Below are 25,794 nucleotides of genomic sequence, written 5' to 3'. Positions count from 1 at the left end.
AGTGCATGGCGAACCTGCCCGGCCCGTAACTCCGCCGCCTAAACACCCCTACCCGATGGCAACTCCTGCTTCCCTTACCAATCCTGCATCCCCCACAAATACCACCCCGGCCCGCGCGACTGTTGAGGCGTGGATGCGCGACTTTCAGCGCTGGCTGTGCCGCCAGCTGGAAAATGCCGACGGCGGGGCCACTTTTCAGGAAGAAGCCTGGACGCACGCGAGCGGCGGCGGGGGCTTCACCCGCGTTATCGGCCAGGGCGACGTGCTGGAAAAGGGCGGCGTGAACTTCTCGGCCGTTGCGGGGCGGCTGGGCGAGGCCGCCGCCCGCCAGCTGCTGCTGCCCGACCCGGCCTACTTCGCCACCGGCGTGAGCGTGGTGCAGCACCCGCACAGCCCACGGGTGCCCATCTCGCACATGAACGTGCGCTACTTTGAGGCCGGCAACGGCGAAACCTGGTTTGGGGGCGGGCTGGACCTGACGCCCATCTACGTGGACGAGGCCCAGGCCCGCTGGTTTCACACCCAAATCAGGCAGGTGTGCGACCGGCACGATACCGGCTACTACCCGCGCTTCAAGCAGTGGGCCGACGAGTACTTCTACCTGCCGCACCGCCAGGAAACCAGGGGCGTGGGCGGCATCTTCTTCGACCGCCTCACAGTGGGGCCCGACGGGAGCTTCGAGGAGCTGTTTGCCTTCGTGCAGGACGTGGGCGAGGTGTACGGCCGCACCTACGCCGAGCTGATGCGCCAAAACCGCGACCTGCCGTTTTCCGGCCGCCAGAAGCAGTGGCAGCAGGTGCGCCGGGGTCGCTACGCCGAGTTCAACCTGGCCCTGGACCGGGGCACCAAATTCGGCCTCGAAACCGGCGGCCGCACCGAAAGCATCCTCATGAGCCTGCCGCCCCAGTGCGAATGGATATACCAGCTCCCCATCGAGCCGGGCTCGCCGGAGGCCGAAACCCAGGCCTGGCTGCGCCAGGGCGTGGCGTGGGCGGAGTAAAGCCCGCCCGGCCCCAGCCTACCAGTGGGCCTGGCGCAGCCTGTCGGCCTCGAGCACCCGGATGTGCTGGGGCGTCACCTCAATCAGGCCGTCGTGGCGAAACTCGCTCAGGGTGCGGATCAGCGACTCGGGGGCCGCACCCACGATGGCGGCCATATCGTCGCGCGAGAGCTGGATGGTGGCCTCGGCGGCGGGGTCGGCCGTGGCAGCAGCCTGCTCGTGCAGGCGCAGCAGCGTGTCGGCCACGCGGCGGCGGATGGAATCGTAGGCCATGCCCAGCAGCAGGGCTTCCCGCTCGCGCACGCGCCCGGCCAGCAGGCGGATAAACTGCTGGCTCACGGCGGGGTTGCGCTCCAGCAGGGCCCGGAAATCGTCGCGCGGCAGGTACACCACCTCCGCGTCGTCAAGGGCCACGGCCGTGTCCTGGTGGGGGGTATGTTCGAGCAGGGGCAGGTAGCCGAAGAAGTCGCCAGCCTGGTAGAGGCCCGTTATCAGCTCCTTGCCGCCGTCGGTCGTCTGCACGGTTTTCACCCGCCCCGCCCGCACAAAATAGGCCCACACCGCCTCGTCGCCTTCGCGGTAGATGTCCTGCTTTTTACGGATGCTGCGCGGCCTGCGCTCCATCGTCAGCTCGTGCAGGCTGCCCACGGCCTGCGCATCATCCAGGAAGCCGTCGAGGCCCTCGGCTTGCACATCGTAGTCGGGGCGCAGCTGCTGAAAACGGCCCAGGCGGCTGGTAATGGCACTCAGTAACTCGGTGTCGCTGAAGGGCTTGGTCAGGTAGTCGTCGGCCCCCAGTTCCATGCCCCGGCGCTGGTCGGTGCGCTCGGTTTTGGCCGTCAGGAAAATAAACGGGATGCTGGCCAGCGCGGGGTTTTGGGTGAAGATGTGCAGCACCCCGTAGCCGTCGAGCACGGGCATCATAATGTCGCACACCACCAGGTCGGGGGGCGTGGCTAGGGCCAGGGCCACGCCCAACTTGCCGTTTTCGGCCGTTTGCACGGCGTAGCCCGCCATTTCCAGAATCTCGGCCGTGTTTTCCCGAATCGGGGCGTTGTCTTCAATCAGCAGTATTGTTTTCATAGGGCAGAGTCAGGGTGACGGTGGTGCCAACTTCCAGCGTGCTGTGCAGGGCAATGGTGCCGCCGAGCAGCTCCACGTAGCGGGCCACAATGTAGAGGCCCAGGCCGGTGCCGGGCACGTTGGCCGCGTTGCGGGCCCGGAAAAAGCGCCCGAACAGGTGCTGCTGGTCTTCCTCGGAAATACCCATGCCCTGGTCCTGCACGCGTAGCACCAGCTGCCCGGCCGCGCCGATAGCGGCCTGCACGGTGATGCGCGTTTCGGGGGGGGAGTACTTGAGGGCGTTGGAAAGCAGATTGACGAGCACCTTGCGCAGCAGCGAGCCGTCGAGCCACACGGCGGCCACACCGTCGAGGTCGGTTTCGATGCGCTGGCCGGGGCCGCGCAGGCCCGCCACTTCGGCCACGGCCTCGGCCACCAGTGCGGGCAGCGTGGTGGCGGCGGGGTGGGCCACCTGCTTGCCCTCCTCGAGCTTGCCCACCGACAGAAACTCTTCCAGAATGTCGCTCAAGTGCTTTACTGATGCCTGAATGCGGTCGAGATGCCGCTCTCGCTGGGGCTGCTGCCCGGTGGCGGGGTACTTGCGGATGAGCGAAGCCGAGGTGAGCACGGCCGTAAGCGGGGTGCGAAACTCGTGCGAGGCCATGCTCACGAAGCGCGACTTTAGCTCGCCCAGCTCCTGCTCGGCGGCCAGGGCCTGGCGCAGCTCGTGCTGGCGCTGCTCCAGCTGCTCCAGCGTAACGAGCAGGGCGGTGGTGCGGTCGGCCACCTTGCGCTCCAGCTCGGCGTTGAGGCCCTCCACGTGCCGGCGCTCGGCCAGCAGGGCTTGTTCAGCTTCTTTTTTGAAGGTGATATCGATGATGTAGGCTACCACAAACAGCTCCTCATCGAGGTGGAAGTAGCTCAGGCTGATTTCGACCGGAAACACGGAGCCGTCGTGGCGGCGGGCCAGCAGGTCGCGGTTGGCCCCCATAGTGCGCACCTGGGGATGGGCATTGAAGGAAGCGCGCAGCCGCTCGTGGTGGCCGCGCACGGCATCGGGCACCAGGTCTTCGATGCGGGCTTCGAGCAGCGCCGCAGCCGGATAGCCGAAGAGCTGGTGGGATTTCTCATTGGCCAGCACAATGCCTCCCTGCCGGTCGCAGACGATGATGCCGATGGTGGCGTGGGTGAACACGGCCTCGAAGCGGCGTACGCTCTGGGCCAACTGCTGCTCGGTGCGGTGCAGGCAGTCGGCGTCGTTGAACTGCACCAGCACCTGCTCGCGGCCCTCGTGCCAAAAAAGGTGCAGCTTGAGGTCAACCCAGAACGTAGTGCCCGTTTGGCGGCGCACTTCTACGGGCAGCGTGTGGCCGCTCTGGCGGCGCACCTGCGCCAGCAGGGCCACCCACTCGGTTTGGGGCAGGGCCTGCGTTTGCAGAGTGCGGGCGGAGTCGGTGTAGAAAGCCTGGGCCGAGGCATAGCCCAGCAGCCGGTAGCCGCCTTCGTTCACGCGGGTAAACCAGCCGGCGGCCACGTCGTACACGCCCACAAAATCGGCGGCCTGCTCGAAGAGCACCGCCGCCAGGTCGAGGTCCGGCAAGGGCAAAGCAGAAGCGTCGGGGGCCATCGGCGGCGGGGCCAGGAGTGATAGAAAGAGGTATTCCGAAAACCGTGACCAGAATCAGGCCGGCGGATAGCGCCGGTCATGGCCCGCGGGGTGGCAGCAGGATAATTTTGGCCAATATACACCCCCTGCCTGCAATGCCCGCTGCCTTCCCCCCCCTGCTGCCCGCTGCCGCCGACGATGTCGCCGCCACCCTGCTCGTGCTACTGCCACGGCCGGCGCCGGCATTTCCGGCCGCGGCCCAGGCCGAGCTGCGCGCCCGGCTGGGGCCGGCCGTGCGGGTGCTGTGCCTGAACGCGGCCGACCACCCCGCCGTGGTGCGCAGCTTGGCTTCGGGGCCGTTGCCGGCGTGCGTGTTGCTGCATCAGGGCATCGAGCTATGGCAGCAAAGCGGCCTGCCCACCCCCGCCGAACTGACGGCGCTGGTGCTGGCCCGGCTGGGGCGGCCCACCTAGCACCGCTCTGCCTCTTTTTTCACCCCCCACCCAACGGCCATGCACCTACCGCTTCTGGAAGAAGCCGGGACAATGGCCTGCTTCGCGGGCCGAGTCGGCGGGCAGGCCCCGCACCTGCCCGCCGCGCAGCACCTGAGCCGTGCTCGTGCCCAGGCGGCGTAGCGCCGCCGTCGAGGCCTGGACGTTAAAGCAGTTTCCACGGTGTTGGGGACGTAGTGGCAGCGGGCGCGGTGGCGGGTGCCGCGGCAGCAGACGTGGGAGCAGACGTGGGAGCAGACGTGGGAGCAGCAAAAACGGGCATATAACGGGGAACTGTCGTAAGGGCGAAGTCAGGCGAAACAGCTGCCCGGTTGTCACCGGCTAGCCACGGTTTTTCAGCGTTGAAGGCTATCCTACAAATCTGTGAACAAGAGCCTTACCTTTCCATGATCAGTATCAGAACCGCGCCTGACGCTGGTCAGCCCTCAGACTAAAGGTGCTGCCCAACTTTGGGCAGCCCGCTAGCACCGACCATTGGAGGCAATATTTCACCTGACCGCCGCCGTATGCCCTTCCCTGACGCTCCTGCTCTACCAGGCCTGACCACCGCCGCCGTGGCCGCCGCCCGCACCGCGCACGGCCGCAATGTGCTGGCCGCCCCCGCCCACTCGGGCCTGGCGGCTACCCTGCGCGAGGTGGTTACGGAGCCCATGTTTCTGCTGCTGCTGGCAGCCTGCGCGGTGTATATAGGGTTGGGCGAGGCCGCCGAGGCCATTACCCTGGGCGTGGCGCTACTGGCGGTGGCGGGCATCTCCGTTTATCAGCAAATCCGTAGCGACCGGGCCCTGGAAGCTCTGCGCGAACTCACCCAGCCCCGCGCCCAAGTGCGCCGCAACGGCGTGCTCATGTCCGTAGCAGTTGAGGACCTGGTGGTGGGCGACGCCGTGCTGGTAACCGAAGGCAGCCGCCTGCCGGCCGATGGCATCGTGGCCGAGTTCAACGATTTTTCGGTGGATGAGGCCATCCTGACCGGCGAGGCCGTGCCAGTGGTCAAAATCGTGGCCGACCCGGTGTTTGCGGGCACCAGCGCCACGGCCGGCAGCGCCTGGCTCACGCTAACGGCCGTGGGCGCGGGCACTCGGCTGGGCCGCATCGGCCAGCGTATGGAAGCCATCGAAACCGAAAAAACGCCCTTGCAGCAGCAGGTGCGGCGGTTTGTACTGCGCATGGCCTGGGTGGGCACCGGGGCATTTGCCTTGGTATGGGGCATCAACTACCTGCATTCCGGCAACTGGGTTACGGCCCTGCTCTTCGGCCTCACGCTGGCCATGTCCATTCTGCCCGAGGAAATTCCGGTGGCCTTCAGCAGCTTTATGGCCCTGGGCGCGGCCCGCCTGAGCCGGCTGGGCGTGCTCACCAAACAACCCCAAACCGTGGAAAGCCTGGGCTCGGCCACCGTCATCTGCGCCGACAAAACCGGCACCCTCACCCAGGAAGGCATGCGCGTGGCCCAGCTCTACGACGGCACCACCGCCGGCCTCGTGCCAGTGCCCGGCCCGCTGGCCCCCACGGCGGCCAAGGTGCTGGCCTACGCACGCTGGGCCAGCGAAACCCTGCCCTTCGATGCCATGGAAAAGGCTATCGTGGAAGCCTTTACGGCCGCCGACCCGGCCGCCGCCGCTGCTCCCGCGCCCATGCTGCACGAGTACCCGCTGGCCGGCATTCCGCCCATGATGACGCATGTGCGCCGGGTGAACGGGCAGGTATGCGTGGCCGGCAAGGGTGCCGTGGAGCACGTGCTGGCCGTGTGCCGCCCCGCCCCGGCCGTGGCCGAGCAAATCCGGCACGTAACGCGGGAACTGTCGGGGCAGGGCTACCGGGTGCTGGGCGTGGCGCGCGCCCTCCACACCGGACCCGATTTCCCGGCCCGGCAGGACGATTTTGCCTGGGAGTTTCTAGGGCTTGTGGCCCTCGAAAACCCGCCCAAAGCCAATGCGGCGACCGTCATTCAGGCCTTTCTGGCGGCCGGGATGCAGGTGAAGATGATAACCGGCGACTTCCCCGAAACGGCCCAGGCCATTGCCCGCCAGGTGGGTTTGCCGGGGGCCGATACCTTGCTCACCGGCCAGCAGGTAATGGGCCTGTCGGCCGCCGAGCTGCAGGCGCAGGCTGAGCGCACGGCCGTGTTTGCCCGCATGTTTCCCGAGGCCAAATTGCGGGTGGTGGAGTCGTTGAAAGCCGCCGGTGAAGTAGTGGCCATGACCGGCGACGGCGTGAACGATGGCCCGGCCCTCAAGGCGGCCCACATCGGGGTAGCCATGGGCCGGCGCGGCACCGAAGTGGCCCGGCAGGCGGCTTCTTTGGTGCTAGTGGATGATGACCTGACGGGCATGGTCACGGCCATCGCGCACGGCCGGCGCATCTACCAGAACTTCAAAAAAGCGGTATTCTACGTCGTCTCCATTCATATTCCGATTGTGCTGGTGGTGGCCGTGCCGCTGCTGGCGGGCTGGCCGCTGGCCAACCTGCTGACCCCCGTCCACATCATTTTTCTGGAGCTGGTGATGGGGCCTACCTGCTCCATTGCCTTCGAAAATGAGCCTGCCGAGGCCGGGCAGATGCAGCAGCCCCCGCGCCCGCTCACCAGCACCTTCCTGGGCCGGGCCGAGCTGGGCCGCAGCATCGCGCAGGGCCTGGGTATTACGGCGGCGGTGCTGGGCGTGTACTACTTCTTTATGCGGCAGGGTGCGGACTCCGAGGTGGTGCGCACGCTCACTTTCGCTACGCTCGTGTTCAGCAACCTGCTGCTCACGCTGGTCAACCGCTCATTCACGCAGTCGGTGTGGCGCACCCTGCGCGTGCCCAACCGCATCCTCTGGCTGATGCTAGTCCTCACGCTGGCCCTGCTGCTGACGACGCTGCTCGTGCCGGGGGCGCAACGGCTATTCGGATTCGTGCCCGTGCCGATAGCCGCATTGGGGTGGTGCGCGCTGGCCGCGCTGCTGGGCGTGGCTTGGATAGAAGTCTACAAAGCCATGCGCCGGGCCGCTGGGGCAGGTGGTTCAAAAGGCCGTTGAAGCGGAGAGTCGCACAGGCATCATGCTCAGCATGATGCCTGTGCGACTCTCCGCTTCAATTCAATTTCAGGCACACGAGGTATCGACGCAAAATCCTGTGTCGTTACCTCACACCCGATAAAAAACAGTTCTGCGCCTGCTGGGGCCTCGCTCTTACCCGGTGCGTGTGGCCCCGGTTCAGGCGCTTGCCGTGGGGCAGTACCAGCACGGGCACCGGGCTTCGGTCGAGCAGACGGGCCGTAACGCTGCGGTGAAAAACCTCGCCCAGGTAACTGCGCTGCCGGGCCAGCTCCTCCCGCTGGTACGACTTGTCCAAGGCTTGGTAGGGGTCGAAGAGAGCAACCCGCTTGGCGTGCAGCAGCAGTTGTTGGCCGCCGAGAAGGCCTGCGCCAGCAGGTCGGCGTAGCGCATGGCGTTGCGGGCGGGCGGGTAAAAGCCGGCCAACGTGATAAAGTTGACGGACATGAAACGTGGGTTCAGATGATGGGCCTGGAATTAGAAAGCAAGCGGGAGTCTTTAGCTCATGGTGGGCATCCAGCCCGGCCTATCGGGGTCTTCGGCAGGCAGTAGCAGCACGGGCACGGGGCAGTTGCGCAGCACCCGCGCCGTTACGCTATGGTGGAAGAGCCGGCTTAAAAAGCTGCGGGGCCGCACAATAAGCACCAGCAGGTCGGCCCGGGTATCGTGCAGGGCTTGCAGAATGCCGGCCGTCGGCAGCACTTCCTGCGACTCGTAGAGGGCCAGGGCAGTTTGCTTATCCAGCAGCCCGCTTTCCCGCAAGGTGCCCAGAGCCCGCTGCCCCCGAAAGGCCTGGTGCTCATCTGGCGTCTCCACGTGTACGGCCGTCCAGCTTGCCGACCAGGCCCGCAGCAGGGGCACGAGGCGGTGGGCGGCGGCATTGAGCGTAAATTCTTCCCCGTCGATGGCCACGGCCACGCGGCGGGGGGCCGGCTGCCAGGCCGCTCCCGGAGGCACGAGCAGCAGCGGGCGGTGGGTGGCCCGCAGCGCGGACAGCAGTTGGTTGCGCAACAAATGGTCGAGCAGGGCTTGCTCGTCGCTCAGGCCCAGTACCAGCAGGATGGGGTAACAGTATCGGGCGGCCTGCGCTAAAGCTTGGTCAACCGGTTCGGTAGAAACGGTAACGGTGGCTTCAGCGGGCAGGCTCTGGGCCATTTTCCGGAGCATCCGGCCTGTTTCGGCTTGGCTGCGGTGGAAGCCGGTGGTGGTTACCAGTTCCGGGTCTACGCTCGGGGTATGATAAAAATGCAGCAGGTGCAGCCGCACCCCCAAGGGTGCCCCCACCCCGGCCGCATAGGAGGCCAGTTGCCGGGCGAAGGCCGATAAGTCGGTAAAAACAACGAAACAAGGCTTCATCGTGAGCGGGGAAAGTGGAAGAAAGCAGCCGGTTACAATTGGTAGGTAGCCTTTGCAGGACGGCTCCGGCGAATTGCTTATCGACGCTAATCGTCGGCGGGTAGCAGCAGCACCGGAATGGGACTTTCGCGCACCACATCCGCCGTGATACTGCGGTGAAACAGGCTGCCGAGGAAGCTGTGCCGCCGGGCCACCAGCACGAGCATATCGGCTTTTTGATGGGCGGCTTCCCGCAGAATACCTTCCGTGGGATTTGGGTGGTACACTTGCCGCAGGCAGTTGTCGGGCACCTCATCCAGCACATCCTGGTCGCGGACGGTGGCCAGCACGGCCTGCGCGTTGGGCAGGGCGTGCCCGTCGTCGGTGACGTGTACCACGCTCAGCGTGCCGGCGGTAGCGGCCAGCAGCTGGCGCAGCACCTGCGAACGGCCAGCCAGCTCAAACGGCTCGCCATCAACGGCCAGCAACAGCCGGCGGGGCGGAAATTGCTCCCACCCCACCTGCGGTATCACCAGCAGCGGGTGCGGCGCGTGGAGTAGCAGCGTCGTGGCCGTATCCACTACTACTTTCCAGGGAGTAGCGCCTGAACCCGGCTGGCTTAGCACCAGCAGCAAGGGATGATGCTCCCGCACAGCCTCCTGCACGGCGGCCGGCAACTGTTGCTCCGATACCCGCACGGTTGTGGCAACGGGCTGCTGATGGGCCAGTTGCTCCAGAGCCACCGCCGTACTCCGGGCCGTACGCCTGGTCAGCGACTGATACTCTTGCTGCTCAGGAGCCAGCAACTCATCGTGCGCTACGTGCAGCAGCACGAGTTCGGCGGGCATGAGGCAGGCTAAATCGGCCGCGTACGAGAGGGCTCGGTTGGAAACGGCGAAAAAATCACTCAGAACAACAAGGAAGGCAGCCATAAGAAAGGAGAAAATCAGAGTGGAAGGAAAAATCAGGTGCCGGGTCAGTTGGCAGCCGGCAAGCCCTTCGGCTGGGAAGAATCCGCTTCTGAGCCCGGCGACAGGTAGTCGCAACCCCAGATATCGGGCGACATCGTGGCGTCGGCTTCCTGCACCAGCCGTTGCGCACGCAGGCCGATGGACAAGCCGGTTTTGCCCGAGCGACTCACCGGCGAAAAGCGGGTGGCGCTGGCGCACGGCCTGGCCAGCAGCGACGGAGGCGGGGTTTTAATACTCATCGGGCAGCTCGGTCATGGTGGCGCGCAGGTGGTTGTTCACGTCGCGGGCCCCAACCTCGAAGGCCAGCATGGCGGCCTGTTTGCGGTCGAACCAGGTGTCGACCGTGCCGTTGAGCGTGGCCCGGCCGTTGTCAACCCGCACTTCAACGTCCTCGTCGTGCAACGTAGCCGACCAGAAGTAGCGCTGGCGGATGCGCTCGGCCAGCGCGTGGTCGGAATGGAGGCCGGCAGCGGCCGCCGGAGCCGTACTGTTGGACTGGCCCAGCCATTGCTGGGCTTGCTGCCAGGTTGGCGGGCCCGCTACCTTGAGCCGGTTGTCCAGCTCCATCACCCCGCTCACGCCACTGGCCGCGCGCCCAGCCTGCTCCTGCTCAAAGTAGTTATCCACCCGCCCAAACAGGCTCACGCGGCCGTGGCGCACATGTACAATGAAGGCCAGGCTGCCCACGTAGGGGTCGCGGGCCAGGGCCTGCTGCACCATCTCGCGCAGGTCGTCATCGGTGGGCGTTAGCAGCAGGCGCACCTTCAGCAGGTTGTGCACGTCCCAGACGCCCACCACATTGCGGGCGTCCTGCTCGGCGGCCTGCCGGGCCAGCAGGCTGCTAACGGCCCCGCGCAGCGTCACGATGCCGTTGTGCACCTCCACCCCGGGCTCGGTCGAGAGTACCCGCGGGTCGTAGCGGAAGGTGTCGCGGATAGCCTGGGCCACGTCCTGGTCGGAGCGGGCCGCGAACTTTTCGCGCCGCAGCTCCCGGTCCAGAGCCCAGTAGGCCACCAACAGGTCGCGGGCATCTACCCGCTCGGCCCCAGCCTGGTAGGCAATGGCCACGGCGTGTTCCCGCTCGGTAGCGGTGCCCACCGTGCCGGCCAGGTGCACCACCCGCTCGTGGGTGCGCACCTGCACCAGGCGGGCATTTACGCGGATATCCCACTCAAGCAGTTTCTGAATCTGGGCCGTGATGTCCTCATCGGAGTTCACGTTTTCTCCCCCACGAATACCCAGCTGGTCGGCATTGACGCGCCGCAGCCCGTGCACGCCCTCTACCAGCAGCAGCACCAGCTGCTTTTCGGCCCACGATTGCACCACACCGCTCAGGTTGAGTGCGCCCTCATGCACGTAGCAGCGCACATTAAAGTCGTTGGGGTCCTGATCCAGTGCCCGCTCAGCGTCGCGCCGCAACTCCTGGTCGGTCATTTTACTGGCCAGAATGCCGATTTCGTTGATGACCCCGCGCACCCCGCGCACGGCCAGCGCAATTTCCTCGGCCCGCCGCCGCGAGAGCAGGCTGTCGGTCAGACCGGTTAGCTCCACGATGCCTTCGTGGGTTTCCACGTCAATCAGGCGGTCGAGCACCCCGCGCTGGGTGAGAAACTGAAGTTCGATGGCGGCGCAAATCCGGGAATCGGTTACCTGCTCCTGTTCGGTAGGCATAGGCAATACTTCGTGCGTTGACATAGCGGAAAGGAAAAGAGGGCGAGACTAAAACCGGGCGGGCGCGGGGCAGCCCCTAGTGCGTGGCGCGCAGCAGCCGGTGGCCGAGCTGCCAGCTCCCGTAGGCCAGCGCCGCAACCAGCAGCACCGAAAAGAAAGCAGAAGAGGTTATCATGGTAGTAGAGGATTAAGAAAAGCCAGGGACTTTCAGGTGAAATATCAACTACTGTAAATTTCGTCGATATCCACTCCTGCCACCCTGATGTTTATCACCTGATTACCTGACGTTTATCATGGTGCGCGGCTGGTCCGGCCAACCGGCCGAATGGCCGGATAATGGGCGCACAAAAAAACCGCCCTCCATCAGCAGGACGGCAGGCGATTTCGGCCAAACAGATGAGTAACCCGCTAATCTGTTGGCTGGGCTTAGTTGAACAGGGCCCGCCGCAGGGGCGCATCGAGCTGGTAGATGTCGGCCAGGAATTGCAATGAGTCGCCGGCGGCCTGGCAGGTGGCGTAGCGTACGTGCAGGGGCATGGGCCGGCGCAACGCCACTTGGCGGGGCCGGGGCTGGCGGGCGCACTCCTCCTCGCTGGGCAGGCGAACCGGCTGGCCCCCGCGGCGCAGCAGGTAGGCGGCCAGCTGCAGGGGCTCGGCCAGGCGCATGCAGCCGTGGCTCAGGGCGCGGTCGGGGCGGGCAAAATACTGGCGCATGGGCGTATCGTGCAGGTACACCGAGTAGGGATTAACGAAGCGAAATACAACGTTGCCCAGCGCGTTATCGCAGCCCGCCGACTGCCGGATATAGTAGCGGAAGTTGGCCGCCGTCACTTGGCGCCAGTTGATGGCGGCCGGGTCCAGCAAGTGCCCGCGCGCGTCGTAAACGGCGTAGTTGTTGCGGGCCAGATACCCCACGTCGCGCCGGATGCGGGGCAGCATCTCCCTGGTGGCAATGGAGCGGGGCACGTGCCAGTCGGGGGCCAGCGTGAAGTGGCGGACCACGCTGCTGAGCGTGGGCGTAGGCGTGCGCGGGGCCCCCACGATAACGCGGTGCCGGCGCGTCACCGAGTCGCCCTCCAGCGCCAGCAGCTCGTAGGCCGGAATATTGAGGTAGAGGTAGGCCGAATCGGGCGGCAGCGGGTTCCAGCGCCAGCGCTCCAGGTTCACGGCGGCCTGCTCGTACTGCCGCCGCCGGGCCGCCGAACCGGGTTGCGGTTGCGCGGGTAGCGTGTGCAGCCAGCGGGCCAGCGCCGCTTGCAGGTGGCGGTACTCGCGGCCGGTGGGCCGGCCGGCCAGCATGGCCGCTACCACCTGCCCCTGGGCCAGGCCCGCTCGCAGCACGGCGGCTGGCTGCCACACCCGCCCCGCCGCCTTCTCGGTGGCCGACGCCGTGTAGGGCCGCAACCGGCCCCGGTGCAGGTCCCACATAAAGCGCAGCACGGCATCACTCAGGGCCACTTCCAGCCGCGCTTGCTGGCCAGCCCGGTGGGCGGGCGAGGCAGGTTGGCGCAGCGAGTCGCGTAGCGCCTGCAGGCCCGCCAACTGGTAATAGGCGGGTTGCAGGCCGTGCTCGGGGGCGCGGGCCAGCAGGGCCAGGGCGGCGCGGGCCAGGTCGTTGAGGCTGTCGGCGGGTTGGGTCCAGTAGGGCGCGGTGGCCGAGTCGTAGAGCGCCCGCACCTCGGGGCCGGCTTGCAGGTGGCGGCGTACGTCGGCGGCACGGGCGCTGCCGGCCGTGGCCGTATCGAGCAGCGCGCGCACCAGCGGGAGCACCGGCACGGCAGCGGCCGGAACAGGAGTTACGAACGGGGCGGATGCCTCCGGCTTACGGCTCGTGGAGTGAGCGCCGCACCAGGGCAGGACCAGCACGAACAGCAGCAAGGAAGAAAGGCGCATAATAACCGACACGGGCAGGTAGTAGAGCGTATTCTTAATGAGAAAATGTCGGCCCGGCCGATGACCGAAACGAGAGTTTGGAGTGGATTAGAGCTCGTGCGGGCCTGCTTCGGTGCGCTGCCAGGCCGCCAGGCTGGCGCAGGTGGCGGCGGCAATGCTGGCCAGGGCCCCGCGGGTCAGGAACGCCTGGTGGCCGGTAAGCAGCACGTTGGGCGCGGCCAGCACCGGGTCGGCAGGCGGGTGGGCGGAGTGGTCGTGAAAGAACAGGCCTTTCTCGTGCTCACAGACATCCAGCCCCAGGTAGCCCAGGTGCCCGGTGCTGGCGCGGCTGGCGGGCGTGAGGGGGGAGGCGTGCAGGAGGATGGTGTCGGCCGTGGCGCACAGCTCGGCCAGCGGCACATAGCGCAGGCCCGGGAGACGGCCGGCTGCCAGCGCAACTCGTGGCCGGCCACGGCAGCAGCTTCCCGCAAAAAGGGCTCCTTGTAAGCGCAGGCGCTATCGATGGCCGCAATCATGTAGCTGAGTAAGAAGTAAGCAGAACGCAGCTGGTTTAGTACTGAACCAGCTACCGGGCCGGCCAGGCCCCGCGCTAGAGGCCCTCGAACAGCGTCACCTTTTCCAGGTACTCGGGCACCCGCACGCGGGGCCAGCCCCACTCGGTGCGGAGCGTGTGGGCCAGGGCCTCGGCGGCCACCGGCTCGCCGTGTACGATGAACGTGTGCTTGGGCGCGGCTTCGAAACTGCTCAGCCAGCGCAGCAACTCCTTGCGGTCGGCGTGGGCCGAAAAGCCGTCGAGCTGCACCACCGCGCAACGCACGGGCACCATTTTGCCGAACATCTTGATGGCCGTTTCCCCGTCCTGCAACCGGCGGCCCCGGGTGCCTTCGGCCTGGTAACCGATGAGCAGCAGCGTATCCTGGGGCCGGGGCAGGCGGTGGAAGAGGTGGTGAATGATGCGCCCGCCCGTGCACATGCCGCTGGCCGAAATGATGATGGCCGGCCCCGACCGGCTGTTAAGCTGCTTGGACTCGGTGGCTTCGGTGATGAAGCGCAGGCCCGGAAAATCGAACACGTTGCCGTGGCCCAGCCGGTGGGCGCGCGGGTGGCGTGGGTACAGGTCCGACACCCGGATGCCCATTGGGCTGTCCACGTACACCGGCACCTGGGGCACCCGGCCTTCGGCCCGCAGCTTTTTAAGGTAGTAGAGCAGGGTTTGAGTGCGGCCCACGGCGAAGGCGGCAATCAGCAGCGTGCCGCCCCGGGCCAGGGCCTCGTTCACCACCCGCGCCAGCTCCTGCTCGGGGTTCTCGATGCCGGTTTCCCGGTCGCCGTAGGTGGATTCTACCAGCAATACGTCGGCCTGGGTGAAGGTGGCCGGGTCGAACAGCACGGGGTTGTCGTAGCGGCCCAGGTCGCCGGAAAACACCAGCTGCTTGTGCTGGGTGGCTCCGTGTACCGTGAGGGCCACGCTGGCGGCTCCCAGAATGTGGCCCGCCTGGCGGAACGTGAGCTCAAGGGCTCCCTCAAAAAGCGAGAGCGGGGCCTCGTAGCTCATGCTTTCGAGCAGCGGCAGCACCTGCTGCACGTCGGCGTGGGTGTAGAGCGGCGTGGCGGGGTGGTGGCGGGAGTAGCCCTTGGCGTTGGCATAGGCGGCCTCCTCCTCCTGCAGCTTGGCCGAGTCGAGCAGCATAATACTGAGCAGGTCGGCTGTGGGCTCGGTGCAGAACACGCGCCCCCGAAACCCGTCGCGCACCAGCTTGGGCAGGTAGCCGCTGTGGTCGATGTGGGCGTGGGTGAGCACCACCGCGTCAACGGTGGCGGGGTCGAAGGGCAGCTCGTCACGGTTGCGCAGGCGGAGCGCCTTCAGGCCCTGAAACAGGCCGCAATCGATGAGCACCCGCCAGTACCGGGCGGGCGTGGTGAGGGTGAGCAGGTACTTGGAGCCGGTAACGCAGTGGGCCGCACCGAGGAATTGCAGGTCAACAGTCATAATCTGGCCATCAGGTAATTAGCAGCAGGAATACTGCTACAAGGGTACCGTATTCGCCACCTCCCCGCCATGACCAAAATCAGGTGGTTTCCCTACAATGCGCATCGCGGGCCGGCCGCCAGCGGCCGTTATTTGCCGTGTACTCTCTTCGCGTTTTATCGCCACCTAACTTCTTGCGCTATGCCCGCTTCCCTGCTTGTGCTCACCGACTTCTTTCGCGAGGCGAATGGCGCGCTCGATTACGCCACTACGCTGGCCAGCACACTTCAGGCCCGCCTGGTGCTGCTGCATGTGCGCCGCGACTCCGTGCTCGACCCGGAAATGTTCACCGGTGAGCTTTCCAATCTGAGCAAGGAAAGCATCGCGCTGGCCATGAGCAGCATTGCCCTGGACTTACCCGTGCCGGTAGTAGCCGAGGTAGGACACGGCCGCGTGGCTTCCGCCGTTGCCGATGCCGTTACGCGGCATCATCCGGCCCTGGTAGTGCTGGGCCGCTCCAACTACGACGATATTCCCGATAACTTAATCCAGACGACGGCCCTCGAGTTATTGCGCCTCGTTGCCTACCCGTTGCTGGTCGTGCCGCACACCGTAAGTGGCCTCCGGCCGCTTCGCCGGGTGCTGTTTGCCGTCGATGGGGAGCCGTTCAGCCTGGGCGAGCACGCGGGTGCTGTGCGCCAGCTACTTACGGCCATCGACGCCGAAGTCACAGTGCTTTACGTAGCGCCCAATGCGGTGCAAGCGGAGGCCGAGGAAGCCACCGACCAGGCCCTCGATACTGTATTACGTACCGGCCTGACCATCGACTTACCTCTGGTAAAAGCACGCACTTTAGCCGACGCAAGCCCGGCCCGTGCTATTCTGGACGTTGCCCAGAGCACCGATTTTGACCTGGTCGTTGTGGTGGCGCGGCCCCGCAGCTTCTTCGGCAACCTGTTCCACCGCAGCATTACGGCGGAAATACTGCGCCGCAGCACTATCCCCGTGCTGGTGCTCCCCGCCGCGTAAGGAAGCAGTGCAGTATCGGCTTGCAGTAAGGTGTTCTTACTTTTTGAGTAGGCAAGCCAAAGGGGCAGCCAGCCGATTGCACGAACACTCAGTTACAAAGACACTGCACTCACTAACTGCCTTTGGGGCGTTTGCTGCCCGACTTGCTATCGAAGTTATTGCTATTGCTGCTGGTGAAAAATCAACTTATCCTCACCAGCAACAACGCCCGCGTAGCCTGGAATTAGAGCCACACGTAGAGCGCGTTTGGGAATTGAGTAAAGCAAAAATAAACGAATCAGGAAGCTGCGGTAAGGGTTGCCAGGCTGCTGCTCGTTTTATGGTTGACGGCTATCAACCCCTCACTGACTCGCCGTGGCGAGTTATTGCCCCCTTGCTGCCAGTGCAACGCAAGCGGCGCTTATGTTTGCGCTAGGTCGTTGACTACGCTACGTATGTCGCACGGGCTGCTAGTAGAGCAGCCCTGAAAGGCCGATTTGGTGCCGCTACTTACGGATGCACCAGCACCCAGCCTTCGGTCTGGCGGATAATCAGTTCGCCGTTGCCGGTGGGCACCACGGAAATGTAGGGTAGCATATCGTTCTTGGTCAGCTTGTAGGCCCGCATCGAGTTTTCGCACTGGGCCAGAATAACGCCTGCCTGCTGCAAAGCCAGCACATCGGCCTCGTACGGCTGGTCTTTGCGGAAAACCACCGTGCCGCCGCTGAACACGACCAACTCCATCTCCAGCTTGCCTTTCAGGCGCGGGTCCTTGAGGGCGTTTTGCATGTTGTGCAGGGTTTGGTTGATGAGCTTGGGGTCGTTGCTATCGAGCTGATACACGGCCCGGTAGTGCTTTTTGGTAGCCGGCGCACCCTGAAAAACGGCTGCTTTGGCTGCCGCCGCCGCGTTGGGGGGCGTGAGAACGGGTGCCGGAGCGGCTGTAGTTGCCGCCGGGGTAGCGGCGGGGGTGGTAGTTTGGGCGTGAGCGGTGCCAATGGTGGCCAGCAGGGCGGCGGCGGCCAGCAGGCGGGGCAGGGAAGGCATCGTCAGGCGGGGAAAGGCGTTAGAAATCATAGTTGAGAATCAGGTTCAGCTGGTGCATATCTACCTTGTTTACCACGTAGCGGGCTTCGCCATAGGTGTCGGTCAGGGAGGCCTTGTAAAGATAGAGCAGTTGGCCCCGTAGCCCTCGGGCCCAGCCGCGAAACGGGTAGCTAAGCGAGGCGTTGAACTGGCTGTACGACGGCAGGCCGTACTTGTTGAGGCGGAAGTTTTTCACGTCGGGCAGGTAGTAATGGCCGTAGCCGACCTCTGCCTTCAGGCCCGGGGCGGTGGGCACGGCATAGCTGGCCAGCAGCGCGGCCGCGTCGAGGCCCCCGGACCCTTCCGTCCGCTCGCGGGGAAGGAAGGTGTAGAACGGCTCGCGGCCCCACTCGCGCGGAAACAGAAAGCGTCCCGTGCGGGTGATGCGGGTGTAGTTGGCGCTCAGGCTCCAGGGGCCGCGCTGCGCGCCCAGGCGGGCACTCAGGGCATGGGCCCGGCGGCCGGGGGCGCTGTAGGCCAGGGCCGGATTGGCGTTGCCGCCGGTGCCCACCGTGCGCTGGTAGTGGTACTGCGCGCCTAGCGTGAGTTGACCCGCACCCAGGGCCCGGCCGGTGATCAGCTCTGTGAATAGGCTGTTGAAGAGGTTATCGGCGTAGTAGTTCCAGGCCTGCACGCGGGTACGGGTGCCCAGCTGCCGGCTAACGCCCAGTACGCCCAGGCCGCGGCTGCTTTGGTTGCCGGCGTAGGCGGCGCGCTTGCCGGTTTCGTCTACGCCGGTGGGGTAGAGGCCTAGGGAGCCCGCCACCGATGCCCACTCCGAGGTGGAGCGCACGGCAACGCGCGTAAGCCAGCCCGCCGTCAGCGTAGTACGCGGCAGCTCGTTCATTTCCAGCCACAGACCCTGCGCGTAATTGGGGCTCAGGCGGCCATCCTGGGGGTTGAGCAGTGGCGTGACCAGCAGCTGCCGGCCAAAGGTGGCCACCGACTTCCGCCAGCGGTAACGCCCAAACAGCTCCTCGGGCCGGCCCGTGAGCTGGCGACGGGCGGGGTTGCTTACGTCGAACAAACCTACTTCGTAGCGGCTCACGGCGCCGGTTGCCGCGTCGGGCGTGGCCAGGTTATTGGAGGCCAGATTCACCCAGAAAAAGCCGCCTGCTCCCACCGAAAACCCGTGCAGCGGAGCCGTCTCGAACCGCGCCCCGGCGCCCAGGCCGTTGGCGTAGTAGTCGGGCAGACTGCTCTGGTTGAGGGTGGCCAGGAAGTAGTTGCGCACCCGGCCGTGCCACTGCCCCCGCCCGAAGGCCTCGGCCAGCGTGCGGGCCGGCAGCGTGTCGGTTGTGGCCGATGTGGCCGGGGCAGCGGGATAAGGCGGTAGCACCGGCCGGCCGGTGATGGGCCGGGTAGGGGCGGGCTCGGCCTGCTGGGCCTGCGTGGCGCAAGGGGCCAGCAGTAGGGCAGCCACGCCCAGACGCAGGAGGAAATTCATCAGCGGGAATTACTTGTTTTTGGCGGGATGGGCCGCCTCAATGGGCTGCCACGGGCCGTATTTGTGCTGCCGCACCGAAAACGCATCGGCGTAGGGACCGAAGGGATAGTCGACTGGCTTCTGGCCGATGTCGGGCCAGTCGTGGGAGGCAGACAGGTGCGGGCGGGGCTGCGAGTTCACGAAAGCCGCCACGTCCCAGGCCTGCTTGTCGGTGAGCTGCGGGTGGTCGAAAGTGGCGCCGTAGGGCATGGCGGCCTTCACGTACTTGGCGAAGTTGGTGACCCGAAACAGACCCGCGCCGTCGTTGTAGCTGTGTGGCCCCCACAGCGGCGGATACTGGTAACCGCGGCCGTCGGCCAGCGGCTGGCCCTGGCCCTCGGGGCCGTGGCAGCTCTGGCACTTGCCGGCAAACACGGCCTTGCCAATCACCGGGTCGGTGGCGCGGTCGAGGTAGGCCAGCTGCATGAAGCCCGTGCCGTACACCTTCTGGCCCTTCGGAATCCCCTGGCCCAACCACTTGATGTAGGCCACCATGGCGCGCATCTCGCGGCTGCTGTCGGCCAGGGCCTGGCCGTTGAGGCTGCGCACCAGGCAGTCGTTCACACGCTTCTCAATGCCCTCCACCTGGCCCGAGCGGGCCCGTAGTTTGGGGTAAGTGGCCGCCACGGCCAGGTAGTTGTTGGCGAAGCCCTGGGTGCCGGCCTGCAGGTGGCAGTTCTGGCAGTTCATGCCGTTGGTCAGGTGGGCCACCGAGCCCGCCGGCCCCAGATACTGCGCCGTGCTGGCAATCAGCTCGCGGCCGTAGCGAATCCGACGGCCGGCAGCCGTGCGCGGAATCAGAGCCGTGTCGGGGGCCGGGGTGGCGGGGCGGTGGTAGCTGCCGGGCGGCGGCGGACCATCGGTAGCTTCGTTGGCCACCACTGTGGGGGCAGGCGCGCCAACCGGCCCGTAAATCCGGGTAACGACCACCACCAACACCAGCACCACGGCGGCCGTCAGCAACATCAGCAGGCGTACCAGATGGGGCAGTTGCTGCACCCGTTGTTCGGTGGGTTTCATGGTGGAGATGGGTTTGGTGCCGGAGCTATTATGTTAGCTATTAGCTATCAGCTAATAGCTAACATAATAGCTCCTTACCATTAGTAAGGGAGCTTTTCGCGTAGGGCGCTGTAGGTCCAGGTGCCGGCCAGGGCCGCCAGAATCATGACGGCGGCTGCACCTACGCCGCTGCCGAGCTGGGCGAATAGCGGGCCGGGGCAGGCGCCGGTGATGGCCCAACCCAGGCCGAAGATGAAGCCGCCAATCCAGATGCCGTGGTTGAACTTCTTGTCGGCGAGCTTGATTTCCTCGCCGCTGATGCTTTTCAGGCGGTTGCGCTTGATGAGCTGAATCGAAATCATGCCCACCACAATGGCCGAGCCGATGACGCCGTACATGTGGAAGGCCTGGAAGCGGAACATCTCCTGAATCCGGAACCAGCTGATGACTTCGCTTTTGGTGAGAATGATGCCGAACAACGTGCCCAGCACCAGGTATTTGAAATATTTCATGAGCAGAAAATGAGGTCGGAAGAAATTTAAACCGAAGGTTGTGAAGGAGCGGGCCGCCGGGCCAACAGGCGCACCACGCTGGCCGGGCCAACATGGAAACTGCCTTCGTGCAGCACCAGCCGCCGCTCCTCGTTTTCGAGCAGCGTGAGGCCGGCAAAGTCGGTGGCCAGCTGGGCTGGCTCGTAGAGCAGCTCGGCCTGGCGCGGGCCACCCGAGGCAAGGCCGAGCTGCCGGGGCGTGAAGGCCTCCAGTAGTATATGGCCGCCGGGGGCCAGGCTGGCGGCAGCAGCGGCGTGCACCGCCTGCCGGTCGGCGGCGGGTAGGTGGGCGTAAATCAGCCCAATGGCGTCGTAGTAGCCGGGTTTTTGCCAGGCCAGGTCGGTCAGGTCGGCTACCTGGTAGTTGAGGCGCACGCCCTGGCTGGCCGCCAAGCGCTGGGTTTTGGCCCGGCCTTCGTCGCTGAAATCTACGGCCGTGACCTGCCAGCCCTTACGGGCGGCGTATACGGCGTTGCGGCCCTCGCCCTCGGCCAGCAGCAGCAGGCGGCCGGGCGGCAGCGCATCGAGCTGCCGGCGGAAGTAGACGTTGGGCTCGGTGCCGTAGGCGTAGGCCTCGGCCTCGTAGCGGGCATCCCAGAAATCAGCGGCGTGCGTCATGGTTGGCAGTTAAAACAGCATAGGGTAAACCACCCAGGTCATCAGCAGGCCGCCAGCGAAGAAGCCGATAACGGCCACCAGCGACACCCACTGCAGGTTCGAGAGGCCCGAAATGGCGTGGCCCGAAGTGCAGCCCCCGGCGTAGCGCGTGCCGAAGCCCACCAGAAAGCCCCCAAACACCAGAAAAAACCAGCCCTTCCAGTTGGCCAGATTATCAAGCGAAAATAGCTCCCGGGGCAGCAGACCCGAAAAATCGGTCAGGTGCAGCTCGGTTTTGAGGTCGTTGATGGTTTCGGGCGAGATGTTGATTATCTCGGGGTGGCCCATCAGCTGGTAGCCGATAAAGCCGCCCAGGGCCACGCCCAGCACAAATACCAGGTTCCAGATTTCGGCCCGCCAGTTATAGGTGAGAAAGGGGATGCCGGCCGGTACGCAGGCCGCGCACACATGGCGCAGCGAGGAGCTGATACCCAGGGCCTTGTTGCCGATGAGCAGCAAAGCCGGCACCGTGAGGCCAATGAGGGGCCCGGCCACGTACCAGGGCCAGGGTTGTTGCAGAAGTTCAAGCATGGAATTCATAATAAATGGACTCAGGCCGCTGCCAACTGCTGGCGGCGGAACGAGCAGAACAGAAAATTTTGGGTGGTCTGAAACGGCGTGTGGTGGTCTTCGGTGCGGCAGCGCAACTTCTGGAAGCCCTGCCGCAGTTGCCCGGCCAGCTGCTGCTCGCTGTACTGGCGGATGGGCAAACCGCTGCACGAAGTGGGCCCGGCGGGCGAAAAAGTACCCATCGATAAGTAGCCATCGGGCACTATGGCGGCCCGGGCCAGCGCCAGATAGCGGGCTATGTCGGGCGCGCTTGTCAGGAAATGGAACGTGGCCCGGTCGTGCCAGAGGGCATAAGTCTGGGGTGGCTGGAAATCTAGCACGTCGGTTTCCAGCCACTGCACGCGGCGGGCCGCAGCGGGCCCCAGCCGGTGCCGGGCCCGCGCCAGTGCCTCCCCCGATATGTCGAGCACCGTCAGGTTCTCGTAGCCCTCAACCAGCAAGTGGTCCACCAGCCGACTGTCGCCACCACCCACATCAATAATGGGAGCCTGCCGGGGCAGCTTAAAGCTGTGGATAAATTCGAGCGAGGTAGCAGGCACCGGCTGGGTCCAGCTTACCTCGTGGGGCTGCTTGGTGCCATACACGGTCTGCCAGTGCTGGCGGGAGTCTGGGGTAGGAGCGGCCATTAGCTTAGCGCACCAGCGTTTCAGGCCAGTCGAGCACCCCGCCGAGCAGGTTGCTAACGTTAGCAAAACCGGCCGCCGTGAGCTGCTTGGCGGCCGTGGCCGAGCGCGCCCCGCTGCGGCAGTACACGTATAGGGGCTGGGTTTTGTCGAGGGCCGCCGTACGCTGAGCGAAGTTGGACCCGGTCACGTCGATGTTGACGGCCCCGGGCAGGTGGCCGCCGGCAAATTCGTCGGGGCGGCGCACGTCGAGCAACAGCCCGCCGGGCTGGCGCAGGCCCTCGGCAAACTTGGCGGGGGTGAGGTTTTGGAAAGCCGGAGCGGAAGATTTCAGGAAGTCGAACATGATGGGGAGGGGGGGGAAGTGAGTGAGGGATAAGTGTGAAGTGCAACCGTCATGCTGAGCGGAGTCGAAGCATCTCTACCGCAGTGGTAATCCTACCAGCTGATTAGCGCGGCAACGAAGCGGTAGGAATGTTTCGATTCCGCTCAGCACGACGATGTGCCGACCCGTTAATGGCCAGCGTCAGCTGCCTGAAAGGACTTGACGGCCTCGCCCAGATCGAGCACCGTGGTGCCAGGCAGGGCCGGGGCCACAATGCTGCTGCCGGCGGCCGAGCGGTAGCCGCCGGCGCAATGCACCACCACGGGCTTGCCAGCCGGGATTTCGCCCACCCGCTCGCGCAGCTCGGGCAGGGGCAGGTTGATGGCCCCGGCAAACAGCGGCTCCGCTTTCGCCTCCGAAGCATTGCGGATGTCCACGATGGTGTAGTTCTCGGGGTGCTGGCGGAAGGCTTCCACGTCGATTTCGGGCATGGTTTCCTGGGTAGAAGGCGTACCCACGAGCGCGCCTTTAATCAGCGGCTCGTAGCCGATTTTGGCCGTTTTCTCAATCAGGTCCGTCAGCGTGGCCTCGTCTGCAGCCAGTAGGTAGAATGATTCCTCAGGCCCCACAATGGAGCCCAGCCAGGTTTCGAACTTGCCGCCCTGCTGAATATTGATAGCCCCGGCCGCGTGGCCCTGCTTGAACTCGGCTTCGGGCCGCGTATCTACCACGACCACGCCGGCTTCCAGCTTGGCGTCGGCTTCCAGGCGAGGTACTTGGGCGATGCTCGGGGCGAAGTCGGGCGCACCGGCCTTGTTCAAATCCACATCATAGCCGAAGTACTTGGGAATGAACGGCTGGTCGGCCAGCAGCTCCTTCACAAAGTCTTCCTCCGACTGCGGGCGCAGGGCGTAGTTGCCGGCCTTTTCAGCCCCAATGGTGCTGCTGTTAGCCGAGTTGGTAGCCTTGCTGCACAGCGAGCCCGCGCCGTGGGCGGGGTACACCAGCACGTCGTCGGCCAGGGGCATAAGCTTCTCGCGGGTGCTGTGGTACATCTGCTTGGCCAGCTCCTCGCGCTTGGCGGTCATGTTGCCGGCCTTTTCGCGCAGGTCGGGCCGGCCTACGTCGCCGATGAGCAGCGTGTCGCCCGTGAACACGGCCACGTCTTTGCCCTCGCGGCTGAGCACCGTGCTCACCGAATCGGGCGAATGGCCGGGCGTGTTCAGGGCCCGGAACGTGAGCTTGCCCACCGTGAACGAGTCGCCCTCATCGAACGCCTCATGGTCATATTCGGCCCCCAGCAGCTTGCTGACGCGGATAACGGCGCCGGTTTGCTGCGCAATTTCCAGGTGGCTGCTCACGAAGTCGGCGTGAGGATGGGTTTCGAGCACGCACACAATCTTGGCGTCGTGCTGCCGGGCGAAATCGTAGTAGGGCTGCGGGTCGCGGGCGGGGTCGACCAGCACAATTTCGCGGGCGCACTCGCTCAGAATGGCGTAGGAGTAGTGGGCCAGGCCCTTGTCTTCGAACTGTTCAATTTTCATAACTAAAAGCGGTTGAGAAGTGGGGGGATGAATGAAAAAAGCTAGTAGCTAGCAGCTTAGTGAAAGACCAGCTCGCGCAGCAGAATAAATGTGCCCATGGCCAGCGTGAACCAGCCGAAAGCCGGCTTCAGCTTGGCGCCCGGGATAAAGCGGGCCAAATAAGTACCCAGCACGATGCCGCCGAGGGCAAAAGACAAAAAGCCCAGGATAAACGACCATTCGATGGGCGTACCGGCGCTTAGGTCGCCGCTGAAACCGATGAGCGAGTTGAGGGCAATAATGGCCAGGGACGTGCCCACGGCCAGCTTCATGGGCAGGCGCGCGCCCAGCACCAGGGCCGGAATAATCAGGAAGCCGCCGCCCGCGCCCACGAAGCCCGTAAGCAAACCCACCACTAGCCCAATACCCAGAATGAGCGGGTAGTTAAAGGTGGATTGCTGGTGCAGCTCCCCATCAAGCACCACTTCGGCCTGCTTACTGCGAATCATGGATACGGCCGCGCCGACCATAAGCACGGCGAAGGCCACCAGCACCAGCAAATCTTTGGTGAACATCAGGCTACCCACCGTGAACAGCTCGTGCGGAATGGCCGGCATGAGCACCTTGCGCACCAAGAACACCGAGGCCAGCGAGGGAATCAGAAAAACCACGGCCGTTTTCAACGACACCAGCCCCTTGCGGAAGTAGCCCCAGGCCCCCACCACCGACGTCGAGCCCACCACGAACAGCGAGTAGGCCGTGCTCAGCACCGGGCTCACACCCATCAGGTAGACCAGCACGGGCACCGTAAGAATGGAGCCACCGCCGCCCATAATGCCGAGCGAAAGGCCAATAAAGATGGCGGAGAAGTAGCCGAAGTAGTGCAGCATGAGAACGTTTCGTATGAAATTATGAAGGATTGTTCATGTATTGCGACAAAAAAAAGCGCCGGCCCCTACAGGAAGGTGCAGCCGGCCAGGCACTGAATGACATCCACTACTTCCCGCATTTTCAGCGAGTAGAAGATGTTTTTGCCCTCGCGGGTGCTGCTCAGAATTCCCTTGAGCTTCATGCCCGAGAGGTGGTGCGAGAGCAGGCTCTGTTCCACGTTGAGCTTTTCGCTGATTTCGGTAACCGACAGGCTCTCCTGGGCCGCCAGCAGCTGCACAATGGCAATGCGGGTGGGGTGGGCAGTCACCTTCAGAATGAAGGCCACTTTCTCCATCTTCTCGATGGAGAGGCCCATATCAACGGCAAGGATGGCGGTAGCAGGTATCATTTCGGGAGCAAATGTATGAACAACTTATCATACGTACAAGAATAGGCAGCTGATGAGTTCATTCTGTTCTAACTATTTTCCCGTCCACTACCTTCTCCCATCTTATGAAAAAGGCTTCTCGGTCAGCTAAAAAAAGGCTAAATAGTACCCGACTTTACAGTATTGACAGCGCTCAACCTTCCCGCCGCAAACTTCAACGACTTCTTGGAGACGGCTCCCTTGTCCGATATCACCCTCAGCACCATTGTAAACAAAACAATAGCTTGTAAGCCAATGGAAAGCAGATGTCACTTATAATGAAGCTGTTTAGGAAGTCGGTTTAGGGTTGATTTTTCGCAACAACAGGACGACGAACGCCAACCAATGCCACGCCAGCCAGTTGCCGATACTGGTTTCATAGCGCACGAGCAAGGTTTTGAAGCGGTCAAGCCAGGCGTTGGCGTGTTCGACCACGACGCGCCGCCGGTAGAGTTGGGGGTCAAAGAACGTGTCGTCCGCCGTTTGCCAATCGGTGGCGCGGCGGTTGCGGGCGATGTTGGCTTCGATGTCACGGGCGGCACAGGCTTGGCGCAACTCGGTGGTATCAAAGGCCCTATCGGCGTTTAAAAACAGTCCGGCTACCGCAATGCCGGCC

General features: G+C 64.7%; 27 protein-coding genes. 4 read left to right on the top strand and 23 right to left on the bottom strand.

The window, feature by feature from the left end:
• Positions 1-55 precede the first annotated feature (55 nt).
• The gene (gene hemF / locus BLW21_RS14050; protein ID WP_092741114.1) at positions 56-1,000 is read left to right on the top strand and encodes an oxygen-dependent coproporphyrinogen oxidase; all 945 of its coding nucleotides are present in this window, start codon (positions 56-58) and stop codon (positions 998-1,000) included.
• 18 nt (positions 1,001-1,018) lie between these two features.
• On the opposite strand, the gene BLW21_RS14045 is transcribed toward hemF, so the two are convergent.
• Together BLW21_RS14045 and BLW21_RS14040 are read right to left on the bottom strand one after the other, a co-directional pair.
• Positions 1,019-2,083, bottom strand: coding sequence for a response regulator (locus tag BLW21_RS14045; RefSeq protein WP_092741112.1), 1,065 nt, complete (start codon positions 2,081-2,083; stop codon positions 1,019-1,021).
• Positions 2,061-3,662: a sensor histidine kinase gene (locus BLW21_RS14040; RefSeq protein ID WP_245711903.1), complete on the bottom strand. Its 1,602-nt coding sequence runs from the start codon at positions 3,660-3,662 to the stop codon at positions 2,061-2,063. Before BLW21_RS14040 ends, BLW21_RS14045 begins: the two co-directional genes overlap by 23 nt.
• A gap of 161 nt (positions 3,663-3,823) precedes the next feature.
• Between BLW21_RS14040 and BLW21_RS14035 the strand changes: the two genes are divergently transcribed.
• Entirely contained in the window at positions 3,824-4,141 is a 318-nt protein-coding gene (locus BLW21_RS14035) for a hypothetical protein (RefSeq protein WP_092741108.1), read from the top strand.
• Positions 4,142-4,186: 45 nt separating this feature from the next.
• Here the strand turns inward: BLW21_RS14035 and BLW21_RS21560 are convergent, their stop codons facing one another.
• Positions 4,187-4,432, bottom strand: a complete 246-nt coding sequence (locus BLW21_RS21560; RefSeq protein WP_175470974.1) for a hypothetical protein — start codon at positions 4,430-4,432, stop codon at positions 4,187-4,189.
• 254 nt (positions 4,433-4,686) lie between these two features.
• On the opposite strand from BLW21_RS21560, the gene BLW21_RS14030 reads away from it, so the two are divergent.
• Positions 4,687-7,197, top strand: coding sequence for a cation-translocating P-type ATPase (locus BLW21_RS14030; RefSeq protein WP_092741106.1), 2,511 nt, complete (start codon positions 4,687-4,689; stop codon positions 7,195-7,197).
• A gap of 103 nt (positions 7,198-7,300) precedes the next feature.
• On the opposite strand, the gene BLW21_RS21195 is transcribed toward BLW21_RS14030, so the two are convergent.
• The 8 genes from BLW21_RS21195 to BLW21_RS13990 all read right to left on the bottom strand — a co-directional run bounded on the left by BLW21_RS21195 (position 7,301) and on the right by BLW21_RS13990 (position 15,075).
• Positions 7,301-7,513, bottom strand: coding sequence for an adenine nucleotide alpha hydrolase family protein (locus BLW21_RS21195; protein WP_139255218.1), 213 nt, complete (start codon positions 7,511-7,513; stop codon positions 7,301-7,303).
• Positions 7,514-7,713: 200 nt separating this feature from the next.
• Complete coding sequence (locus BLW21_RS14020) at positions 7,714-8,571, bottom strand: universal stress protein (RefSeq protein WP_092741103.1); 858 nt, start codon at positions 8,569-8,571, stop codon at positions 7,714-7,716.
• Positions 8,572-8,657: 86 nt separating this feature from the next.
• On the bottom strand, positions 8,658-9,482 hold the full coding sequence (locus tag BLW21_RS14015; RefSeq protein ID WP_092741102.1) for a universal stress protein: 825 nt from the start codon (positions 9,480-9,482) through the stop codon (positions 8,658-8,660).
• A gap of 44 nt (positions 9,483-9,526) precedes the next feature.
• Positions 9,527-9,760, bottom strand: a complete 234-nt coding sequence (locus BLW21_RS14010; RefSeq protein WP_092741101.1) for a hypothetical protein — start codon at positions 9,758-9,760, stop codon at positions 9,527-9,529.
• Entirely contained in the window at positions 9,750-11,216 is a 1,467-nt protein-coding gene (locus BLW21_RS14005) for a BON domain-containing protein (RefSeq protein WP_092741100.1), read from the bottom strand. Before BLW21_RS14005 ends, BLW21_RS14010 begins: the two co-directional genes overlap by 11 nt.
• Before the next feature lie 402 nt (positions 11,217-11,618).
• Complete coding sequence (locus tag BLW21_RS14000) at positions 11,619-13,085, bottom strand: L,D-transpeptidase scaffold domain-containing protein (RefSeq protein ID WP_139255217.1); 1,467 nt, start codon at positions 13,083-13,085, stop codon at positions 11,619-11,621.
• A gap of 87 nt (positions 13,086-13,172) precedes the next feature.
• Positions 13,173-13,484, bottom strand: a complete 312-nt coding sequence (locus BLW21_RS13995) for a Rossmann-fold NAD(P)-binding domain-containing protein (protein ID WP_092741096.1) — start codon at positions 13,482-13,484, stop codon at positions 13,173-13,175.
• Between the two features lie 190 nt (positions 13,485-13,674).
• Positions 13,675-15,075, bottom strand: a complete 1,401-nt coding sequence (locus tag BLW21_RS13990) for an MBL fold metallo-hydrolase RNA specificity domain-containing protein (RefSeq protein WP_092741094.1) — start codon at positions 15,073-15,075, stop codon at positions 13,675-13,677.
• 180 nt (positions 15,076-15,255) lie between these two features.
• Here BLW21_RS13990 and BLW21_RS13985 point away from each other — a divergent pair, with 180 nt between their 5' ends.
• Positions 15,256-16,083, top strand: coding sequence for a universal stress protein (locus BLW21_RS13985; RefSeq protein ID WP_175470973.1), 828 nt, complete (start codon positions 15,256-15,258; stop codon positions 16,081-16,083).
• A 489-nt stretch (positions 16,084-16,572) separates the two neighbouring features.
• On the opposite strand, the gene BLW21_RS13980 is transcribed toward BLW21_RS13985, so the two are convergent.
• The 12 genes from BLW21_RS13980 to BLW21_RS13925 form a co-directional block, all read right to left on the bottom strand.
• Positions 16,573-17,139: a DsrE family protein gene (locus BLW21_RS13980; protein WP_245711902.1), complete on the bottom strand. Its 567-nt coding sequence runs from the start codon at positions 17,137-17,139 to the stop codon at positions 16,573-16,575.
• Entirely contained in the window at positions 17,129-18,595 is a 1,467-nt protein-coding gene (locus BLW21_RS13975; protein WP_092741091.1) for an OprD family outer membrane porin, read from the bottom strand. Before BLW21_RS13975 ends, BLW21_RS13980 begins: the two co-directional genes overlap by 11 nt.
• 9 nt (positions 18,596-18,604) lie before the next feature.
• Positions 18,605-19,654 carry a c-type cytochrome gene (locus BLW21_RS13970; protein ID WP_092741089.1) on the bottom strand — a complete coding sequence of 350 codons (1,050 nt, stop codon included), beginning with the start codon at positions 19,652-19,654 and terminating at the stop codon, positions 18,605-18,607.
• Between the two features lie 80 nt (positions 19,655-19,734).
• Positions 19,735-20,145: a DUF6691 family protein gene (locus tag BLW21_RS13965; protein WP_092741088.1), complete on the bottom strand. Its 411-nt coding sequence runs from the start codon at positions 20,143-20,145 to the stop codon at positions 19,735-19,737.
• Between the two features lie 26 nt (positions 20,146-20,171).
• The gene (locus BLW21_RS13960) at positions 20,172-20,801 is read right to left on the bottom strand and encodes a class I SAM-dependent methyltransferase (protein ID WP_092741086.1); all 630 of its coding nucleotides are present in this window, start codon (positions 20,799-20,801) and stop codon (positions 20,172-20,174) included.
• A 9-nt stretch (positions 20,802-20,810) separates the two neighbouring features.
• Complete coding sequence (locus BLW21_RS13955) at positions 20,811-21,380, bottom strand: YeeE/YedE family protein (RefSeq protein WP_092741085.1); 570 nt, start codon at positions 21,378-21,380, stop codon at positions 20,811-20,813.
• An 11-nt stretch (positions 21,381-21,391) separates the two neighbouring features.
• Positions 21,392-22,036 (bottom strand): class I SAM-dependent methyltransferase, encoded by a 645-nt coding sequence (locus BLW21_RS13950; protein ID WP_092741083.1) that lies wholly within the window; start codon positions 22,034-22,036, stop codon positions 21,392-21,394.
• Between the two features lie 4 nt (positions 22,037-22,040).
• On the bottom strand, positions 22,041-22,379 hold the full coding sequence (locus BLW21_RS13945) for a rhodanese-like domain-containing protein (protein WP_092741081.1): 339 nt from the start codon (positions 22,377-22,379) through the stop codon (positions 22,041-22,043).
• 167 nt (positions 22,380-22,546) lie between these two features.
• On the bottom strand, positions 22,547-23,902 hold the full coding sequence (locus tag BLW21_RS13940; RefSeq protein WP_092741079.1) for an MBL fold metallo-hydrolase: 1,356 nt from the start codon (positions 23,900-23,902) through the stop codon (positions 22,547-22,549).
• Positions 23,903-23,958: 56 nt separating this feature from the next.
• On the bottom strand, positions 23,959-24,771 hold the full coding sequence (locus BLW21_RS13935; protein WP_092741077.1) for a sulfite exporter TauE/SafE family protein: 813 nt from the start codon (positions 24,769-24,771) through the stop codon (positions 23,959-23,961).
• Positions 24,772-24,836: 65 nt separating this feature from the next.
• The gene (locus tag BLW21_RS13930) at positions 24,837-25,160 is read right to left on the bottom strand and encodes an ArsR/SmtB family transcription factor (protein WP_245711901.1); all 324 of its coding nucleotides are present in this window, start codon (positions 25,158-25,160) and stop codon (positions 24,837-24,839) included.
• Between the two features lie 306 nt (positions 25,161-25,466).
• Positions 25,467-25,794, bottom strand: a 328-nt coding sequence (locus BLW21_RS13925) for a transposase (protein WP_139255216.1), incomplete at its 5' end; no start/stop codon positions are given.

Source organism: Hymenobacter psychrophilus, assembly GCF_900107135.1.
Taxonomy (GTDB): domain Bacteria; phylum Bacteroidota; class Bacteroidia; order Cytophagales; family Hymenobacteraceae; genus Hymenobacter; species Hymenobacter psychrophilus.
The sequence above is the reverse complement of the archived record's forward strand: the minus strand, read 5'-3'. Positions and strand labels throughout refer to the sequence as shown.

What these genes read in the sequence shown, in the direction of transcription:
- hemF (WP_092741114.1), top strand. Translation starts at nt 56, where the DNA reads ATGGCAACTCCTGCTTCCCTTACCAATCCTGCATCCCCCACAAATACC.
- BLW21_RS14045 (WP_092741112.1), bottom strand. Translation starts at nt 2,083, where the DNA reads ATGAAAACAATACTGCTGATTGAAGACAACGCCCCGATTCGGGAAAAC.
- BLW21_RS14035 (WP_092741108.1), top strand. Translation starts at nt 3,824, where the DNA reads ATGCCCGCTGCCTTCCCCCCCCTGCTGCCCGCTGCCGCCGACGATGTC.
- BLW21_RS14030 (WP_092741106.1), top strand. Translation starts at nt 4,687, where the DNA reads ATGCCCTTCCCTGACGCTCCTGCTCTACCAGGCCTGACCACCGCCGCC.
- BLW21_RS14020 (WP_092741103.1), bottom strand. Translation starts at nt 8,571, where the DNA reads ATGAAGCCTTGTTTCGTTGTTTTTACCGACTTATCGGCCTTCGCCCGG.
- BLW21_RS14015 (WP_092741102.1), bottom strand. Translation starts at nt 9,482, where the DNA reads ATGGCTGCCTTCCTTGTTGTTCTGAGTGATTTTTTCGCCGTTTCCAAC.
- BLW21_RS14010 (WP_092741101.1), bottom strand. Translation starts at nt 9,760, where the DNA reads ATGAGTATTAAAACCCCGCCTCCGTCGCTGCTGGCCAGGCCGTGCGCC.
- BLW21_RS14005 (WP_092741100.1), bottom strand. Translation starts at nt 11,216, where the DNA reads ATGTCAACGCACGAAGTATTGCCTATGCCTACCGAACAGGAGCAGGTA.
- BLW21_RS14000 (WP_139255217.1), bottom strand. Translation starts at nt 13,085, where the DNA reads ATGCGCCTTTCTTCCTTGCTGCTGTTCGTGCTGGTCCTGCCCTGGTGC.
- BLW21_RS13990 (WP_092741094.1), bottom strand. Translation starts at nt 15,075, where the DNA reads ATGACTGTTGACCTGCAATTCCTCGGTGCGGCCCACTGCGTTACCGGC.
- BLW21_RS13985 (WP_175470973.1), top strand. Translation starts at nt 15,256, where the DNA reads ATGCCCGCTTCCCTGCTTGTGCTCACCGACTTCTTTCGCGAGGCGAAT.
- BLW21_RS13980 (WP_245711902.1), bottom strand. Translation starts at nt 17,139, where the DNA reads ATGATTTCTAACGCCTTTCCCCGCCTGACGATGCCTTCCCTGCCCCGC.
- BLW21_RS13975 (WP_092741091.1), bottom strand. Translation starts at nt 18,595, where the DNA reads ATGAATTTCCTCCTGCGTCTGGGCGTGGCTGCCCTACTGCTGGCCCCT.
- BLW21_RS13970 (WP_092741089.1), bottom strand. Translation starts at nt 19,654, where the DNA reads ATGAAACCCACCGAACAACGGGTGCAGCAACTGCCCCATCTGGTACGC.
- BLW21_RS13965 (WP_092741088.1), bottom strand. Translation starts at nt 20,145, where the DNA reads ATGAAATATTTCAAATACCTGGTGCTGGGCACGTTGTTCGGCATCATT.
- BLW21_RS13960 (WP_092741086.1), bottom strand. Translation starts at nt 20,801, where the DNA reads ATGACGCACGCCGCTGATTTCTGGGATGCCCGCTACGAGGCCGAGGCC.
- BLW21_RS13955 (WP_092741085.1), bottom strand. Translation starts at nt 21,380, where the DNA reads ATGAATTCCATGCTTGAACTTCTGCAACAACCCTGGCCCTGGTACGTG.
- BLW21_RS13950 (WP_092741083.1), bottom strand. Translation starts at nt 22,036, where the DNA reads ATGGCCGCTCCTACCCCAGACTCCCGCCAGCACTGGCAGACCGTGTAT.
- BLW21_RS13945 (WP_092741081.1), bottom strand. Translation starts at nt 22,379, where the DNA reads ATGTTCGACTTCCTGAAATCTTCCGCTCCGGCTTTCCAAAACCTCACC.
- BLW21_RS13940 (WP_092741079.1), bottom strand. Translation starts at nt 23,902, where the DNA reads ATGAAAATTGAACAGTTCGAAGACAAGGGCCTGGCCCACTACTCCTAC.
- BLW21_RS13935 (WP_092741077.1), bottom strand. Translation starts at nt 24,771, where the DNA reads ATGCTGCACTACTTCGGCTACTTCTCCGCCATCTTTATTGGCCTTTCG.
- BLW21_RS13930 (WP_245711901.1), bottom strand. Translation starts at nt 25,160, where the DNA reads ATGATACCTGCTACCGCCATCCTTGCCGTTGATATGGGCCTCTCCATC.